20 protein-coding genes are annotated in these 15,041 nt (G+C 44.4%); 16 read left to right on the top strand and 4 right to left on the bottom strand.

All coding sequences use genetic code 11. From position 1 onward, the window contains the following. The first annotated feature begins 51 nt into the window (after positions 1-51). Positions 52-996 (top strand): hypothetical protein, encoded by a 945-nt coding sequence (locus AZI85_RS13140; RefSeq protein WP_063244506.1) that lies wholly within the window; start codon positions 52-54, stop codon positions 994-996. Positions 997-1,024: 28 nt separating this feature from the next. Here the strand turns inward: AZI85_RS13140 and AZI85_RS13145 are convergent, their stop codons facing one another. Continuing rightward, entirely contained in the window at positions 1,025-1,210 is a 186-nt protein-coding gene (locus AZI85_RS13145) for a hypothetical protein (protein WP_253720985.1), read from the bottom strand. A gap of 124 nt (positions 1,211-1,334) precedes the next feature. Between AZI85_RS13145 and AZI85_RS13150 the strand changes: the two genes are divergently transcribed. From AZI85_RS13150 to AZI85_RS13160, 3 genes are all read left to right on the top strand, one after another. Next, positions 1,335-2,105 (top strand): SDR family NAD(P)-dependent oxidoreductase, encoded by a 771-nt coding sequence (locus AZI85_RS13150; protein WP_063244508.1) that lies wholly within the window; start codon positions 1,335-1,337, stop codon positions 2,103-2,105. Between the two features lie 138 nt (positions 2,106-2,243). Then, positions 2,244-2,846, top strand: a complete 603-nt coding sequence (locus tag AZI85_RS13155; RefSeq protein ID WP_063244509.1) for a PadR family transcriptional regulator — start codon at positions 2,244-2,246, stop codon at positions 2,844-2,846. 3 nt (positions 2,847-2,849) lie between these two features. Further along, positions 2,850-3,632: a siderophore-interacting protein gene (locus tag AZI85_RS13160; protein WP_063244510.1), complete on the top strand. Its 783-nt coding sequence runs from the start codon at positions 2,850-2,852 to the stop codon at positions 3,630-3,632. 1 nt (position 3,633) lies between these two features. On the opposite strand, the gene AZI85_RS13165 is transcribed toward AZI85_RS13160, so the two are convergent. Continuing rightward, positions 3,634-4,041: a hypothetical protein gene (locus AZI85_RS13165; protein ID WP_063244511.1), complete on the bottom strand. Its 408-nt coding sequence runs from the start codon at positions 4,039-4,041 to the stop codon at positions 3,634-3,636. Between the two features lie 81 nt (positions 4,042-4,122). After that, positions 4,123-5,160: an oxygen-dependent tRNA uridine(34) hydroxylase TrhO gene (gene trhO / locus AZI85_RS13170; RefSeq protein ID WP_063244512.1), complete on the bottom strand. Its 1,038-nt coding sequence runs from the start codon at positions 5,158-5,160 to the stop codon at positions 4,123-4,125. A 257-nt stretch (positions 5,161-5,417) separates the two neighbouring features. Between trhO and AZI85_RS13175 the strand changes: the two genes are divergently transcribed. The 3 genes from AZI85_RS13175 to AZI85_RS13185 all read left to right on the top strand — a co-directional run bounded on the left by AZI85_RS13175 (position 5,418) and on the right by AZI85_RS13185 (position 8,807). Next, positions 5,418-7,025 (top strand): peptide chain release factor 3, encoded by a 1,608-nt coding sequence (locus AZI85_RS13175; protein ID WP_063244513.1) that lies wholly within the window; start codon positions 5,418-5,420, stop codon positions 7,023-7,025. 97 nt (positions 7,026-7,122) lie between these two features. Beyond that, entirely contained in the window at positions 7,123-8,037 is a 915-nt protein-coding gene (locus AZI85_RS13180) for an ABC transporter ATP-binding protein (RefSeq protein ID WP_063244514.1), read from the top strand. Continuing rightward, complete coding sequence (locus AZI85_RS13185) at positions 8,034-8,807, top strand: ABC transporter permease (protein WP_063244515.1); 774 nt, start codon at positions 8,034-8,036, stop codon at positions 8,805-8,807. The genes AZI85_RS13180 and AZI85_RS13185 overlap by 4 nt, the downstream gene beginning before the upstream one ends. Before the next feature lie 38 nt (positions 8,808-8,845). Here AZI85_RS13185 and AZI85_RS13190 read toward each other — a convergent pair whose 3' ends face one another. After that, positions 8,846-9,184, bottom strand: coding sequence for a hypothetical protein (locus tag AZI85_RS13190; protein WP_063244516.1), 339 nt, complete (start codon positions 9,182-9,184; stop codon positions 8,846-8,848). A 166-nt stretch (positions 9,185-9,350) separates the two neighbouring features. Here AZI85_RS13190 and ffh point away from each other — a divergent pair, with 166 nt between their 5' ends. The 9 genes from ffh (at position 9,351) to AZI85_RS17545 (ending at position 15,029) form a co-directional block, all read left to right on the top strand. Then, positions 9,351-10,682: a signal recognition particle protein gene (gene ffh, locus AZI85_RS13195; RefSeq protein WP_063207012.1), complete on the top strand. Its 1,332-nt coding sequence runs from the start codon at positions 9,351-9,353 to the stop codon at positions 10,680-10,682. A 69-nt stretch (positions 10,683-10,751) separates the two neighbouring features. Further along, positions 10,752-11,000: a 30S ribosomal protein S16 gene (rpsP, locus tag AZI85_RS13200; RefSeq protein ID WP_041875524.1), complete on the top strand. Its 249-nt coding sequence runs from the start codon at positions 10,752-10,754 to the stop codon at positions 10,998-11,000. Positions 11,001-11,064: 64 nt separating this feature from the next. Beyond that, positions 11,065-11,304 (top strand): KH domain-containing protein, encoded by a 240-nt coding sequence (locus AZI85_RS13205; protein ID WP_041875527.1) that lies wholly within the window; start codon positions 11,065-11,067, stop codon positions 11,302-11,304. 93 nt (positions 11,305-11,397) lie between these two features. After that, entirely contained in the window at positions 11,398-11,913 is a 516-nt protein-coding gene (gene rimM, locus AZI85_RS13210; RefSeq protein ID WP_063207015.1) for a ribosome maturation factor RimM, read from the top strand. Then, positions 11,914-12,741 (top strand): tRNA (guanosine(37)-N1)-methyltransferase TrmD, encoded by an 828-nt coding sequence (trmD, locus tag AZI85_RS13215; protein ID WP_063244517.1) that lies wholly within the window; start codon positions 11,914-11,916, stop codon positions 12,739-12,741. Beyond that, on the top strand, positions 12,734-13,324 hold the full coding sequence (locus tag AZI85_RS13220) for an RNA methyltransferase (RefSeq protein WP_063244518.1): 591 nt from the start codon (positions 12,734-12,736) through the stop codon (positions 13,322-13,324). Before trmD ends, AZI85_RS13220 begins: the two co-directional genes overlap by 8 nt. A 48-nt stretch (positions 13,325-13,372) precedes the next feature. Next, positions 13,373-13,747, top strand: coding sequence for a 50S ribosomal protein L19 (gene rplS, locus AZI85_RS13225; RefSeq protein WP_063244519.1), 375 nt, complete (start codon positions 13,373-13,375; stop codon positions 13,745-13,747). Positions 13,748-13,975: 228 nt separating this feature from the next. Then, positions 13,976-14,689, top strand: a complete 714-nt coding sequence (locus tag AZI85_RS13230; protein WP_081111018.1) for a ribonuclease HII — start codon at positions 13,976-13,978, stop codon at positions 14,687-14,689. Next, on the top strand, positions 14,670-15,029 hold the full coding sequence (locus AZI85_RS17545) for a YraN family protein (RefSeq protein WP_172795333.1): 360 nt from the start codon (positions 14,670-14,672) through the stop codon (positions 15,027-15,029). The genes AZI85_RS13230 and AZI85_RS17545 overlap by 20 nt, the downstream gene beginning before the upstream one ends. The last annotated feature ends 12 nt before the right edge of the window (positions 15,030-15,041 follow it).

Raw genomic sequence — 15,041 nt, forward strand, 5'->3', positions numbered from 1 at the left:
CTTGTCGATAAACTATGTTTATTTAATTCGAATTGAGAGGTTCTTCCGTATATGCGTTATGAACCAGCGGTAATGATTCTTTTGGAAGATATACTTTCTGATGCTTTTGAATACCATAACCAGTTGGACACTTTTGTTCTGGGGTGTGGACTGAACAGCCGTTCTTTGGCTGCTGCGAGGGTTAAAGCTGAGAATAAGGCGAAACAGTCAAAACGCGCATACTCTAGAGCACCTAAGCGGTTTGTCGTACAAGAAATACTGTCAACCTTTGCAGTAGTTAACGGAGCTAACCACGAATTTATTGGAAATATGATTCAACAAATTTTGAATCCTTCTTTTAAGGGAGTGGTGAGTAACTCTGGCGTTCTAGCCGATGTTCAACGATTGGATGAACATATTAAACACAACAAAAAAATTAAGGAAGATGAAGAGACTCAAAAGGCAGAATTTCGTCGAAAATCTAAAGAAGCAGCTCAGTTCGAACAAGAAAAAAAAATGGTAGATTATCAGAAACAAAAGGATCTATTGCGGGAGCAATTTCTCGGACTTCAAGGTATCTCGAATAGTCAGCAAAGAGGATTTGCTTTCGAGAAATTTTTGTCAAATTTTTTTGAGGTCGAAAGTTTGCAGCCTCGCGGTTCATTTAAAATAGTTGGCGAACAGATTGATGGTAGCTTCATTTTTCAACACAATACTCACTTGCTTGAGGCGAAGTGGACGAAGGATCCATGTGCTGGTGCTGAATTCGGACCATTTGTTTTTAAATTGCAAGGTAAGAGCTTAGATACGAGAGGATTGTTTGTTTCGATTAATGGCTTTACATTGGAATCCTTAGAAGCCCTAAAGGGGAAAGGAACCAAAAGTTTTATATGTATTGACGGAAGTCATTTGATGATGAGTCTCGAACCCGGACAAAGCTTAACTCAGTTGTTAGAAGCCCTATGGAGAAAGTGTTCGGAGACTGGCAATGCATATTTTCCAGTTGGACAGCTATAAAAGGATCATACTCTAAGTGTTCAGTATCTTATTCTGCCTCTAGCATTTTCTTTACAACAATCGCAATCGTTGAAGCATCGACCTGCGCTTTCTTCATAAGGCGTACAGCTTCTTGGGTGTCATCAGAGTCAATAGCCTCAAAGAATTCATCCAGCTTATTAATAGAAGCCATTTGCTCTAAAACCAACGTGCCTTCAAAGTCATTTTCATCCATATCAACCTCTTGTATCCATTAAACTTGATCATCCTGGTAAATTCAACTGAACCGGGGATCAGGACCGCTTCCAGCCAGTGTCAGAGTCTAAAGCAGTCTATCTTTTGTTAAAAAAGGAGATGGAATGAAATCACTCAACGGTAAAATCGCATTGGTCACTGGTGGCAGCCGCGGTATTGGCAAAGCTATTTCTTTGCGGCTTGCTTCCGAGGGAGCTTTTGTCATTGTTCATTATGGAAGTAATAAAGTCGAGGCGGAACAAACTTTAAAAGAAATCCGGCAAATGGGTGGTGAGGGGGTTTTAGTTTCTGCTGACTTTAAAAAATCGAACGCTGTGGAAAATCTGTTTTCCCAGATAGACGAGGTTGTTGTACGCGATGGTGAAGTCCATCTCGATATTTTAGTGAATAATGCGGGAATCGGAATGATCCAAGATTTCGAAACGACTACGGAAGCGCAACTTGATGCTTTGCACGCGATCAATATCAAATCTCCGTTTCTTGTAGCGCAAAAAGCCTGTCAAAGGATGAAGCGTGGAGGACGCATTATCAATATCACTTCCATTGTCACTCGTATGGCCAGTTCCTCAGTGGGCGCTTACTCAATGACGAAGGGGGCCGTGGATGTACTGACATTATTTCTAGCAAAAAAATTAGGACCTCAGCAAATCACGGTGAACTCCGTGGCTCCCGGAGTGATAAATACGGAAATGAACGCCGAGGCCTTGGGGCACCCGGAAAGCCGTAAGTTCATGGAGTCGTTATCAGCGTTAGGCCGCGTGGGGGAGCCTCAAGATATCGCTGACGTCGTGGCTTTCGTCGCTTCAGAAGAAGCTCGATGGATATCTGGACAGCGAATTGAAGCTTCGGGAGGATCATTTTTAGGAATCTCGTAATAATGAAAGTTCAATTAAATCCATAACTTATGGTTTTAATAAAAACCGTCTTGCTATTTCGATATATCGGATTTAATATTTGAATACGATATATCGAAAGATATTACGTAATCCAGACGTAAATTCAAGGAGGTCCTTATGCGCGGACATGGTAAAGGCGGTTTTCGCTTCGGTCGTCATTCACATTCCCACCATCAACACCATCCACATCACCATCATGGTATGGAAGAAAAGATGGGAAGGCTCTTGGGCCATGGCGATCTTCGCTATGTGATCTTGTCTCTTTTAGAAGAAAAACCAAGACATGGTTATGAAATTATCAAAGCTTTAGAAGAGCTTTCGTCGGGTGCTTATTCTCCCAGTCCAGGTTCCATCTATCCGACACTGACTTTTCTGGAAGAAGGTGGATTTGCCACTGCAACGACAGAGCAAAATAAAAAACTTTATACGATTTCCGCAGAAGGAAAAATTCTTCTAGAGGAAAATCGTGATTTCTTAAACATGATTCTTCAACGATTTGAAATGGTCGGGGAAAGAATGTCGCGTCTGAAGCATTGGATGGGACGAGATGAGGTCGAAGAGATTGCAAAAGCAAAATCAGAACGCTCCTCGATTCGTGGTTCTATGCACCGTTTGAAGGCCGAACTATTCTCATTTACTGAAGCAACAAAAGAACAAAAACAAAAAGTGGCTGACGTTATTGATCGCGCTGTGGAAGAGATTAGAAAAATCAAAGGATAGCGTATGTCATCAAATGAAAGAGAATTGAAAACAGTCATGCATCCCGTGAAGATGCGCACTCTGAAGGTTAAAAATATTCAGCAGATTGCACCGCATTTGAAGCGAATCACTTTTTCAGGCGAAGAGCTTTCAGACTTTACATCTTTATCCCCCGACGATCACGTGAAGGTGTTCTTTCCCTATCCCGGTGAAGAAACTCCGGTGTTGCCCGTGATGACCTCAGAAGGTCCCAAGGTTCCTGAAGGCAGTCGACCTGCGATCATGCGTGATTATACACCTCGACGTTACGACAACTCTGCAAAAGAACTGGATATCGAATTCTTCCTTCACGGAAGTGGCCCCGGATCACAGTGGGCAGCGCAGGCCCAAGTGGGGCAGAAGCTAACCATTGGTGGACCAAGAGGTTCGAAAATCGTTCCTTATAATTTTGATTGGTACCTGATGATAGGTGATGAGTCGGCGATTCCTTCGTTTGCCCGTCGCCTGCAAGAACTTCCAAAGAGTTCTAAATCTTTGGTCGTCATCGAAGTGGAAAATGAATCAGATAAAATGGAATTCGCTCACGAAGGTCTTGCTGAAGTGTTCTGGGTTTTTAGAAATGGTTCAGCGCCCGGAAAAAGCGATCGCATAAAAACTCACCTGGAAAGGATGAGATTCCCAGTCGGAGACTATTTTGCGTGGATCGCTTTAGAAAAGACTTGCGCCTTTGAGATGAAAGAATTTCTTCTTCACACAAAAGGCGCCCAAGAAGAGTGGATCAAGGCCACAGGTTATTGGAAGGCCTAAGTTAAAAAGTAGGGACCGGCTCTGGAGTTGGATCTGTATTTTTCCAGTAGGCAATGAGTCCATCAATCGTGTTGCGCGGCTGAACACCGATGCCATTTATTAGGTACGCGCTCACCCCTAAGAATGTGTTGTCCTGCCTCAACACTAAATCACCTCTTAAGTATTCACCCTCGGGACTTAAAAGGTTCAGTGTTACACGTCGATCCACATTGAGTAAAAGCTCAGCGACAACAGTTCCCGTTTTTAAAGAAGTGATCTGTACCGCAACTTGAGTTGGTGACTCATCTAGCTTTACGGAAGAAATCAGAAAAGTCCCGACACCATAAGCTTGAGCGGAGGAAGTCGCTGTCTGTGCGTGAGCTGAAGAAATTGCGAACAAAGAAAATAAAGTCACTAAAATCGATTTCATCAGAAACCACCTTTCGATGTCGCTCAAGATAACAAGAAAAAAATTAAAAAAATAGACCACTGCCGGAAACCCGGCAGCGGGCTAGTTTTTGGCTGTTACCGTCTCAGATTCGCCCTTGGCATTTACGGTCACAACCTTCGTTTTTGAAACACGAATAGTAGGGATCTCGTCAGCACCCTCGGCCTTTAATTTTTCAATTTCAAAAGGTACGATTTGTTTTGGACCTTTTTTGCCAGGGTGAAGTTTGTATTGGTGAGCACAGTTTTTAGAGCAGGTGTCTTTTTTAAATTCCACCTCCGCACAATCAACACAGATAAGTTCTTCGGAATCACAGCGTTTGCATTCAATCTTGATTTCAGAAGGCTGACCGCAGTGAGGGCAAAGACCGTACTTCGTCGATGGTTGAAGGTTTTGATCTAAAGCCACGCGATGATCGAAAACGAAACATTCACCTTCAAACTGATCGTTCGGATATTCCTTTATGTAGTTGATGATGCCGCCTTCCAATTGGAAAACATTGTCATAACCTTGCTTTTGAAGTTCCAAAATCCCTTTTTCACAGCGGATTCCGCCGGTGCAGAAGATCAGCATTTTTTTATCTTTAGGAATGCCTTGCTCTTCAATGTACTGAGGAAAGTCGGTGAACTTTTCGATATCAGGATTTAAAGCTCCTTTGAAAGTGCCAATCTTATACTCGTACCAATTGCGAGTATCGATCATCACAAAATCTTTTTCTTCCTTCATAACTTGATTCCACTCTGCGGGAGTCAAATGATGATTCTTGCCCTCTGGAGGCATCACTTCCGGAATGCCCGTTGTCACGATCTCTTCGCGGATTTTTACTTTGAATCGGCGGAAAGGAGCTTTGTGTGACTCGGAATCTTTAAAGAACAATTGCGGCGCATTGAAGTATTCACGAATAAACTGCTTCCACGCTTCAAAAGACTCAACGGTGCTTGCAGAGATTGTCGAATTAAAACCTTCAGCACCTAAAATCACTAAGCCCTTAACGTTCAGCTCATCAGCTTTGTTTTCAAGATCTTTTTGTACAGTGGGAACATCAGAAAGTTTTAAAAACTTATAGAAAGTCGTAACATAATGCTTCGACGTGGCAGTCATATTTTCACCTCAATTGTCCTAAAGGGCTCCAAACCCATCGGAGTTGTAGTTCACCGAGGTTATAAGGGAAAAGTGTGGAAATGCGCAAGAGGTGGTGGCTTAAAACCCTTAAAATCCACCCAGATTTGAATGAAATTCCTAAAATTTGCTTTTTTCCCCGAAAATCCTCGAAATGCTTCATGGTGGCGCTGCGCCAAATGCTTGTAACCTAAAGCTTTTCCTCGTAAAAATGAGTCTTTCAGACAGGATGCTTTTCTATGCTAGCCACACCTCAGGTTCAAAAAGAAATTCAACGCCGCCGCACGTTTGCGATCATCTCGCACCCTGATGCGGGTAAGACGACGTTGACCGAAAAACTTCTCTACCACGGTGGAGTCATCCACGAAACGGGAGAGGTGAAAGGCAAGCAGGGCACGAAGGCCGTGACATCGGACTGGATGGCCATGGAAAGAGAAAAAGGGATCTCGATCACATCTTCAGTGATGACTTTTGATTACAACTCTTTGCGTGTGAACCTTCTAGATACTCCGGGCCACAAAGACTTCTCTGAAGACACTTATCGCGTTTTGATGGCGGTGGATTCCGCATGCATGCTGATCGACGTTGCCAAAGGTGTGGAAGAGCGTACCAAAAAACTTTACGAGGTTTGTCGTCTTCGCAAAATTCCTATTTTCACTTTCGTGAACAAGTTGGACCGTGAAGGTAAAGACCCTCTGACGTTGATCGATGAAGTTGAAAAAACTTTGAACATGCAATGTTATCCGGTTACTTGGCCTCTGGGGATCGGTCAACGCTTCCGCGGTATCTACAATCGCCTGACGAAGGAAATCTGGGTTTACGATCAACGTCGTGAAGAAGTGGAAGACTACAAAATCATTCCTTTTGAAAAAGGCAAAGACGATCAAATTCTTTACGACTACCTTGATAAAGAATCTGCGGACCAAGTGATTGATGAGTTGGAACTTATCGAAGGCGCCCTTCCGCCGTTTGACGTGAATGAATTCTTAAATGGTACTATTTCACCGGTGACCTTCGGCTCTGCAAAACAGAACTTCGGGGTGGACACGTTCCTGCAATTCTTCACCAAGTATGCTCCGGGCCCTCAACCTCGTCACACAAAAGATGATAAAGAGATGGATCCCTGTGATGCGAACTTCACCGGTTTCGTATTTAAGATTCAAGCCAATATGGATAAACGTCACCGTGACCGTATTGCCTTTATTCGTATTTGCTCGGGTAAGTTTGAACGTGGCATGAAAGTAAAACACTCTCGTCATGACAAAGAACTGCGCCTTTCTTATGCCAGCCAATTTATCGCGGCGGACAAAGAAACTGTGGATGATGCTTACGCAGGCGATATCGTCGGCGTTGGTGACACCGGAAACTTCGCGATCGGTGATTGCGTCTATGCTTCGGGAAAAGTTCATTTTGAAGACATTCCAAAATTTGCTCCTGAATTATTCGGTCGTCTTTCTGTGCGCGATGCTTTGAAACGTCAAAAGATGCAAGAGGCCTTGAATCATTTGTCAGAAGAAGGCGCGATCCAATTGTTCATTGATCCTTTGGTCGGACCGCAAGATCCCATCATCGGCGCCGTCGGTGAACTTCAATTCGAAGTTCTGCTTCGTCGGCTTCAAGATGAATATAATCTGGAAGTAAAACTGAATCGTCTTCCTTACGGAGTCGCTCGCTGGCCACGAACAGAAGATGGGAAGCCGGTTGCCGAACTCAAAGGTGGCGCTAATATGTTCCGAGATCTGCAAGAAAACCCTGTTGTTCTTGTGAATCAAGAGTGGGATCTGAACTGGTTAAAGCGCGAAAACCCGAACGTTGAATTCCACACCAGCATCACACGCGCGCGCTAGGGGCGTCAGCCCACAGTGTGGAGGGCGGAAGCCCGGAACTGGAGTTGGCGGCAGTAGCCGCACAGAGTGCAGCGCTTAAGCGCGGAACTGGAGTAGCATGAATCTTCCTTTAGAAATCCAAGACCTTCGTAAACAATACGAAGGTGCCAAAAGCGAAGCCGTCAAAGGAATCTCTTTCTCTGTGAAAGGTGGGGAGATCTTCGGTCTTTTGGGACCTAATGGAGCTGGTAAAACAACCATCATTTCAACTATTACGACTTTAGAGCAACCCTCATCGGGCTCAGTGAAAGTCTTTGGTGTTGAAGTAGCTAAAGATCCGATGTTCACCAAAAAACAGATTGGTGTCGTTCATCAAGAGGTTATCAATTCAGGATTTTTTGATGTTCAAGAAATCTTAGAATTTCACTCTGGCTACTATGGTCTTCGTAAGAATAAAGATCGCATTGATTTTGTTTTAAGCAAGCTGGCTCTTTATGAACATCGCCATAAAAAAGTGAAACAACTCTCTGGCGGGATGAAGCGCCGTCTAATGATTGCAAAAGCCTTGGTCCATAATCCCAAGCTTTTGCTTTTAGACGAACCTACAGCCGGCGTTGATATCCGACTGCGCGAGGATCTTTGGAAGTTCGTACAAGAATTGCGCAGCGAGGGCATGTCGATTCTTTTAACGACTCATTATCTTGAAGAAGCCGAAGAACTTTGTGATCGCGTGGGTATCATTAACTTAGGCAGCCTCGTGGAATTGGGAAATACGAAAGATATCATCCGGCAGTACACGCATAAGAAGATCCGTCTGATCTTAACAGAGCATCATGAAGTGCGCTCTCCGTATTTGATGGAAGTGATCGGCAAAGAATTTCTTTTCGTTGTGCCTCAGAATAAAACTTTGGGTGATTTCTTAAATGAAGTCAGTATTCCCGTAAATATCATTCGTGATGTTCAGATTGAAGAAGGTGATCTTGAAGAAGCCTTCCTAAAACTTGTGAGTAAAAAAGAAGTGGCTATGCAATGACCGGTTTTTTAACTATCTTTCAACGTGAGATCGCGCGCTTTTTTAAAGTGCTTGTGCAAACGGTGGTAACACCCTTCATCTCCTCATTTTTATACCTTTTGATTTTCGGTGTTTCCCTGGGGGAACAAATGGCTGCGCACCAGGGTGTCAGCTACATCGCCTTTTTGATTCCGGGTTTGATGATGATGGGTTTGATCAACAACTCTTTCCAAAATTCTTCATCTTCTATCGTATCCTCGAAGTTTTCAGGAGACCTTGAAGACTTGCGAGTAGCCCCTGTTACGGACCGAGAGATTATCTGGGCCATGAGTCTGGGTGCTTTGGTGCGCGGAAGCATTGTTGCCTTGATCACTTACACGGTGGGATCTGTCTTCATGTATTATCAGCGTGGAGAATGGCTCGCGATTGCGCATCCGTTTGTGACTTTGTTCTTCATTATTATTGCGGGACTGATCTTTGGAATGATTGGCATCAGCGTGGCCTTCTGGGCAAGAACCTTTGACCAGCTTTCTGCATTTTCAGCGTTCATTCTGTTGCCTTTGACCTATTTGGGAGGCGTGTTTCTTTCTATTGAACACTTGCATCCCTTCTGGCAGGCCGTTTCAAAAGCGAACCCTCTGTTGTATCTGATCAATGGTCTTCGTTACGGTATTTTAGGTGTGAGCGATGTGAACGTGTGGACGGCGGCAGTGATTTCGATCTTAGGATTTGTCTTTTTCTATGCCGGAGCTCACTTCAGCTTGAAAAGAGGATCGTTTCAACGCTGGTAAAAAAGCGGGGCCTCTCGATCGAGGCCCGTGTCGAAAAATTAGTAAGTTACTGTTTGTACAGCTTGTGTATTGTTTTGTTGAACTTGGGTAGGAGCATAAACTGGAACAGTCGCTGCCGGAGCTTGAACTGGAGCTTGGTTGTAAGAAGCAGTTCCATCATTCACTACACTGAAGTTCAAAGACTCAAATTGTTGGCGACGATTTCTTTCGTCTTCCAAACGAGCTGCTTCTAGTTTCTCTAAGATTGAATTTTCAGTTTTTACTTCAAGTTGTTTGCGCGCGTCTTTAAGTCCCTCAAGTGCTGCCGCGTTGGAAGTCACAAGTTGGGCTTGAGCTGCAGTACTTACTAATAATGATACAAGAATGATTTTTTTCATTGTAGGGCCCCTTTTTGCGTCTCTCATAACCATAAACCCGTCCGAATGAATCATCTAATGCTCTGCGCCTTACAATTCTACAGGGTGTTTATGTATGCAGCGCGTCGCGTGGTTCTTTGTCATTCGGTCCTTGATAGGTTAAACCTCTTTCTTTCGGGAGTTTCACATGTTCGAGAATTTATCTGACAAGATTATGGCAAGCCTTAAAAAGGTCCGTGGCCAAAGCAAGATCACGGAAGCGAATATTGAGGATGTCATTAAAGAAATCCGCCTCAGTCTTTTAGAAGCGGACGTGAACTTCAAAGTCGTTAAGATATTTATTGATAAAGTAAAAGCCAAAGCCCTGGGGGCGGAGGTTCTTCAGAACGTCAATCCAGGACAAATGTTCGTTAAGATCGTTCATGATGAACTTGTGAACGTTTTGGGTGGCGGCGCTGTTGATATCAATGTTCGTGAAAACCCCAGCGTGATCTTTATGGTGGGTTTGCAAGGAGCGGGTAAAACGACGTCTTCTGCAAAGCTCGCTCTTTATATTCGTCAAAAACTGGGTAAAAAACCCGGCATGGTGCCAGCGGATATCTATCGTCCCGCGGCCATCGATCAATTGCAGACTTTAGGTCGTCAAAACAACATTCCGACATTCCCAACTCAAGTCGGAATGAAGCCTGAAGAAATCTTAGAAAAATCCAAGCAGTGGGCGAAGGACAACATGGTGGATGTTGTGATCGTCGATACGGCGGGACGCTTGCAAGTTGATGATGAACTGATGAATGAGTTGGGTCGCCTTCGCGAAATTTGGACTCCTCAAGAAATCCTTCTTGTGGCCGATGCCATGCTCGGTCAGCAGTCCGTGAATGTCGCCGAAGGTTTCCATAAAAAATTAAATCTGACTGGTCTTGTGCTTACGAAAGTGGACGGGGACGCGCGCGGTGGTGCGGCCTTGTCTATTCGTGAAGTGACAGGCATTCCAATTAAGTTCCTGGGTGTGGGTGAAAAAGTCTCTGCTCTGGAAGTCTTCCATCCGGATCGTCTTGCTGGGCGTATCTTGGATATGGGGGACGTTCTTTCTTTGGTCGAAAAAGCGCAGGAAGTGATCGATGAAAAGTCGGCTCGCGATTCGGCGAAGAAGATCATGAAGAATGAGTTTACTTTGGAGGACTTCCTAGCTCAGATCCAGCAGCTTAAAAAAATGGGCGGCTTTGAAAGCATCTTGAAATTTTTACCTGGCATGGGTGAACTCAGCAAACAGCTGAAAAATATGACCCCACCTGATGCTGAGATGAAAAAGATCGAGGCCATCATTCGCTCCATGACCTATCAAGAAAGACACAACCATAAGCTTCTAAACGCTTCGCGTCGCCAACGTATCGCGAAGGGGAGTGGGACTCAAGTTCAAGATGTGAACAAGCTGGTAAAGCAATTTGAGGACGCTAAGAAGATGATGGGTGGAATGATGAAAATGGGCATGGGTCGAGGTGGAATGAAGTTCCCATTTTAACGCTTGATATTTAATCGTTAACACAGTACACACTTGGTCTTACTGTTTTTGAAACAAGAGGTTTAAGAAATGGCAGTTGTAATTCGTTTGGCTCGTATGGGCGCAAAGCACGACCCTAAATACCGCATCACTGTAGCTGATTCTCGTCGCTATGTTACTGGTAAATTCCTTGATATTCTTGGAACTTACATCCCAACTCCTAAAGGTAACGACAAAAAAGTTGAGCTTGATCTAGCTAAAGTTGAAGAGTGGATCAAAAAAGGTGCTCAGCCTACAGACCGTGTAAAACACGTTATTAAGTTGGCTCAAGCTAAATAGTATTTGGCATTTGTTCCGATTTCGTTAGAATATCGGACAGATACTATCTGTTGTGGGGGTAATTATGGATAGCTTGAAAGACCTCGTGGAGTTCATGGCGAAATCTCTAGTAGATAAGCCTGAAAAAGTCGAAGTTGATGAAATCCCTGGTCAGCAAACCACTCTTCTTGCGTTGAAGGTTGATAAAGAAGACCTGGGCAAAGTGATTGGTAAGCAAGGTAAAACAGCAGCCGCTATGAGAACTATCATCCGCGCAGCTGGTACAAAACTTAACAAGCGTTATCACTTAGATATCGTAGAATAGTTAAGCCGCAAGTCCTCAACAGGGGCAAAAATAAAATTCTCTAAGGAAGGGGTTGTCACAAGCAACCCCTTCATTTTTTTTCTGAGGTTTGAAATGAAATTGGTAGGTAAGGTTCGCGAGGCTCATGGACTTAAAGGTGATCTTTATGTTCTTATCTTTTCTGGCGATATCTCTTGGGCAAAAAGAATGAAGAGCTTCGGTCTAAAACCGAAAGACTCAGACGAAATTCGCACATTCTCTGTGGAAAGAACAAAGCCTTTTAAAAAAGGTTTGATCGTGAAGGCGGCAGAAATCGCGGATCGCACAGCGGCTGAAGGCGTTGAGCACTTGGAGTTCTTCGTCGATGACGACTTGTTCGTATCTAAACCGGGCGAAACCATCTTCCTTTCTGAAATCAAAAACTTCAAATTGAAAGATCCAGAGCAAAAGCTTCTTGGAGAGATCGTGGATTTCTCTTCGAACGGCGTTCAAGATTTATTGGTCGTGGAAGCTGCTGGCAAAAAAGTGGAAGTTCCCTTCGTGGATGCCTTCATCAAAAAAATCGATTTCAAACACCAGACAGTGGTGATGGATTTGCCTGAAGGGCTTTTTGATATCGAGAACGCATAGATGCTAACGATTGATGTGATCACTCTTTTTCCTGAGATGATTGACGCCGCGGTTTCTCACGGTGTCCTTGGTCAGGCTTTAAAAAGTGACCGTCTTTCCGTAAAGGCACACACTCCGCGCGAATTTGCTCAAGACCGTCATCGCACCGTGGACGACCGACCTTTTGGTGGTGGTGACGGCATGATCATGTTGCCTGAAACTCTGGAAAAAACTCTCGAAAAAGTGCAACATAAGAATTCCAAAGTGATCTATCTTTCCCCCCAAGGAAAAACTCTGACAGATGAAATGGCTCGTTCTTTTTCTAAGGAAGAGCATCTGGTTTTTATCTGCGGGCGCTATGGGGGGATTGATCAACGTATTATTAATTCCTACGTCGATCAGGAAGTGTCGATCGGGGATTACGTGTTGTCTGGTGGGGAGTTAGGGGCGCTTGTTGTTATCGACGCCTTAGCGCGTTTTATCCCCGGCGTTTTAGGTCACGACGATTCGGCGGATAAAGACAGTTTTTCTGAAGGGCTGTTAGAGCATCCGAATTTCACCAGACCGCGCGCGTATTTAGAGCAAGAAGTTCCAGAGGTTCTTCTAAGCGGAAATCACAAAGTGATTGAAGACTGGAAGAAGAAAGTGTCAGCGCTCGTCACACTTAAAAAACGTCCCGATTTATTTAAAGAATTTCTTAAAGTAGAAAACGAAAAGTATCAGGCGCAGAAGAAAAAAAAGACGGCCGCTCCTTTAAAGGAACTGATTGAGTTTTATAAAACTCTCAGTGAAAATGATTTAAAGGTGCTCGGCTTGGAAGACCTGCGCGAGGAAGATTTCAATGTCTGAGACCGCTGAAGTTCCCTATGTTCCAAGACTGGCGATCGGTCTAGTTCACTATCCCGTGCGTGATCGTTTGCAAAAAACGGTGTCGACGAATATCACGAATTTCGATATCCATGACATCGCCAGAGCGGCGACCGTCTTTGGAGTGGAAAAATATTACATCATCCATCCCATGCAAGAGCAGCTCATGTTCGTTGAACGGGTTTTAGATCATTGGAGAACCGGGCAGGGCTCAAAGTTCAATCCTATGAGAAAAACCGCTTTAAACCCCGTTAAAACCGCAGTCAGCGTGGAAGCCGCCTTGGCCGACTGGAATGTTCCAGACTGTCTGACTATCGCCACCACGGCCCGTGTGGAGTGGGCGAAAAGAAAGTACTCTTTTGCCGAGCTGCGACATGAAATGCATGTAGAAAAAAAGCCCGTATTTATGTTATTCGGTACCGGTTTCGGTATGACAGAACAGCTCATTGGGTCTTGCTCTGGAGTCTTGGAGAGTATCCGAGGAGCTCCCCCCAAGGACTACCGCCATCTTTCTGTAAGATCGGCAGTAAGTATCTGTCTTGACCGCGTAATGGGTCCATGGTAGACCCTTGTTTTACTTTTTGTGAAAATTGACTGCTACAAGGATTAAGCAATGGCTAAAGAAACAAACCTCGTTCGTCGCGTAAGTGTAAAAGCTGCTAACAAAAATATTCAAGCGTTCAGCTCTGGTGATACTGTTAACGTATTCGTTAAAGTAAAAGAGGGTGAAAAAGAACGTGTTCAGCTTTACAAAGGTATCGTAACTAAGATCCAAGGATCTGGCGCTGCGAAAACTTTCACAGTTCGCAAAATTTCTGCGGGTGTTGGCGTTGAAAGAACTTTCCCATTTGCAAGCCCTGCACTTGATAAAGTTGAACTAGTAAACGTAGGTAAAGTACGTCGTTCTAAACTTTACTATCTACGCGCTCTAGAAGGTAAAGCTGCTAAGATCGAATCTGAGCTAGTATCTACTAAAGCAGAAGCTTAGTTTCTTCTCGATAGATCACTTCTATTAAATTCAAAAAAGACCTAGGACTCACGTTCTAGGTCTTTTCTTTTTTCTCGCTCCTCAAAAATCCCTCCAACGGCGCAAAGAGCTTTGGTCATTTCGCCAAAAAACCCAGGGGTCTTTTGGTTTTCGACGCGATTGTTTTCCGGTGACCGCGACTGGCTCTATGTCTAATATGCGCAAGACTTGTGGGGATGGCGCTAAGACATGGTAGTATCGAAAAAAACGCTCGCTAAAAAATCTGCAGCTAAGAAAATCACACTTAAAAAAGCGAAGCCTAAGAAAACGCTCAAAAAGGAAGAGTATCCTAAGGTGAACTGGCGCGAGTTCTTTCCCGAGCCTGTGATTGGTGTGGATGAAGTAGGACGCGGATGTCTTGCGGGGCCCGTCTATGCGGCGGCAGTGATTTTTAAATCCGATGCGCTTGCTGAAGATGTCACTGATTCAAAATTATTATCCGAAGAACGTCGCGAAGAATTAGCGGCGCTCATTCAAAAAGAACATCATGTAGGAATCGGTTTTGCGACAGTGGAAGAAATCGACGAGATGAATATCTTGCGTGCTTCTTTGCTGGCGATGAAACGTGCGGTTGAAGCTTTGGGTGTGAAGGGTGGTCATGTGCTGATTGACGGCAACATGAAAATCCCGGGCCTTGAAGGCTTTGAGCAAACAACCATGGTTAAAGGGGACTTGCGAGTGGCTCCGATTTCAGCAGCGTCGATTGTTGCGAAAGTGACAAGAGATCGTCTGATGAAACAGTTGGGAGAAAAATATCCTCTTTATGGATTCGAAGTTCACAAAGGCTACTCAACACCGGTCCACAAAGACAGCATCGTCGCGCACGGACCGTGCAGCGTGCACCGCAAATCCTTCGCGGGGGTTAAAGAATACCTCGCCGAACTTGTCGTCGACGAAGAATAAACCCGTCTACTGGGCTCACCAGCGGGGCCTTGATTCTGAAAAACTCGTTCAAAAATTTTACGAAAAGAAAGGTTACACCCTTTTAGCGCAAAGGGTGATCACTCCTTTTGCAGAAGTGGATTTGATTTTTCAAACGCCGGAAGGTCATGCCTTGATGGTGGAAGTAAAGACCACCAATATTGCGGATTTTCAACCGCATCGAATTTCCTGGAAGCAAAAAGCCCGCTTGGTGCGGGCACTCCAGTATTTAACAAGCAAACTTGAAAACCTCGTCGAAGTTCACTGGGCCTTTGTCACAAAAGAAGGAAAAGTCACCATCATTGAAGACATCAGTGGTTGACTAAAACCCCTG

Origin of the sequence: Bdellovibrio bacteriovorus, from assembly GCF_001592755.1 — a bacterium.
Lineage (GTDB): Bacteria > Bdellovibrionota > Bdellovibrionia > Bdellovibrionales > Bdellovibrionaceae > Bdellovibrio > Bdellovibrio bacteriovorus_E.

Bases quoted from the DNA above. Each gene is read 5' to 3' on its own strand.
- AZI85_RS13140 (WP_063244506.1), top strand. From the start codon at position 52: ATGCGTTATGAACCAGCGGTAATGATTCTTTTGGAAGATATACTTTCT.
- AZI85_RS13145 (WP_253720985.1), bottom strand. From the start codon at position 1,210: ATGGATGAAAATGACTTTGAAGGCACGTTGGTTTTAGAGCAAATGGCT.
- AZI85_RS13150 (WP_063244508.1), top strand. From the start codon at position 1,335: ATGAAATCACTCAACGGTAAAATCGCATTGGTCACTGGTGGCAGCCGC.
- AZI85_RS13155 (WP_063244509.1), top strand. From the start codon at position 2,244: ATGCGCGGACATGGTAAAGGCGGTTTTCGCTTCGGTCGTCATTCACAT.
- AZI85_RS13160 (WP_063244510.1), top strand. From the start codon at position 2,850: ATGTCATCAAATGAAAGAGAATTGAAAACAGTCATGCATCCCGTGAAG.
- AZI85_RS13165 (WP_063244511.1), bottom strand. From the start codon at position 4,041: ATGAAATCGATTTTAGTGACTTTATTTTCTTTGTTCGCAATTTCTTCA.
- trhO (WP_063244512.1), bottom strand. From the start codon at position 5,160: ATGACTGCCACGTCGAAGCATTATGTTACGACTTTCTATAAGTTTTTA.
- AZI85_RS13175 (WP_063244513.1), top strand. From the start codon at position 5,418: ATGCTAGCCACACCTCAGGTTCAAAAAGAAATTCAACGCCGCCGCACG.
- AZI85_RS13180 (WP_063244514.1), top strand. From the start codon at position 7,123: ATGAATCTTCCTTTAGAAATCCAAGACCTTCGTAAACAATACGAAGGT.
- AZI85_RS13185 (WP_063244515.1), top strand. From the start codon at position 8,034: ATGACCGGTTTTTTAACTATCTTTCAACGTGAGATCGCGCGCTTTTTT.
- AZI85_RS13190 (WP_063244516.1), bottom strand. From the start codon at position 9,184: ATGAAAAAAATCATTCTTGTATCATTATTAGTAAGTACTGCAGCTCAA.
- ffh (WP_063207012.1), top strand. From the start codon at position 9,351: ATGTTCGAGAATTTATCTGACAAGATTATGGCAAGCCTTAAAAAGGTC.
- rpsP (WP_041875524.1), top strand. From the start codon at position 10,752: ATGGCAGTTGTAATTCGTTTGGCTCGTATGGGCGCAAAGCACGACCCT.
- AZI85_RS13205 (WP_041875527.1), top strand. From the start codon at position 11,065: ATGGATAGCTTGAAAGACCTCGTGGAGTTCATGGCGAAATCTCTAGTA.
- rimM (WP_063207015.1), top strand. From the start codon at position 11,398: ATGAAATTGGTAGGTAAGGTTCGCGAGGCTCATGGACTTAAAGGTGAT.
- trmD (WP_063244517.1), top strand. From the start codon at position 11,914: ATGCTAACGATTGATGTGATCACTCTTTTTCCTGAGATGATTGACGCC.
- AZI85_RS13220 (WP_063244518.1), top strand. From the start codon at position 12,734: ATGTCTGAGACCGCTGAAGTTCCCTATGTTCCAAGACTGGCGATCGGT.
- rplS (WP_063244519.1), top strand. From the start codon at position 13,373: ATGGCTAAAGAAACAAACCTCGTTCGTCGCGTAAGTGTAAAAGCTGCT.
- AZI85_RS13230 (WP_081111018.1), top strand. From the start codon at position 13,976: ATGGTAGTATCGAAAAAAACGCTCGCTAAAAAATCTGCAGCTAAGAAA.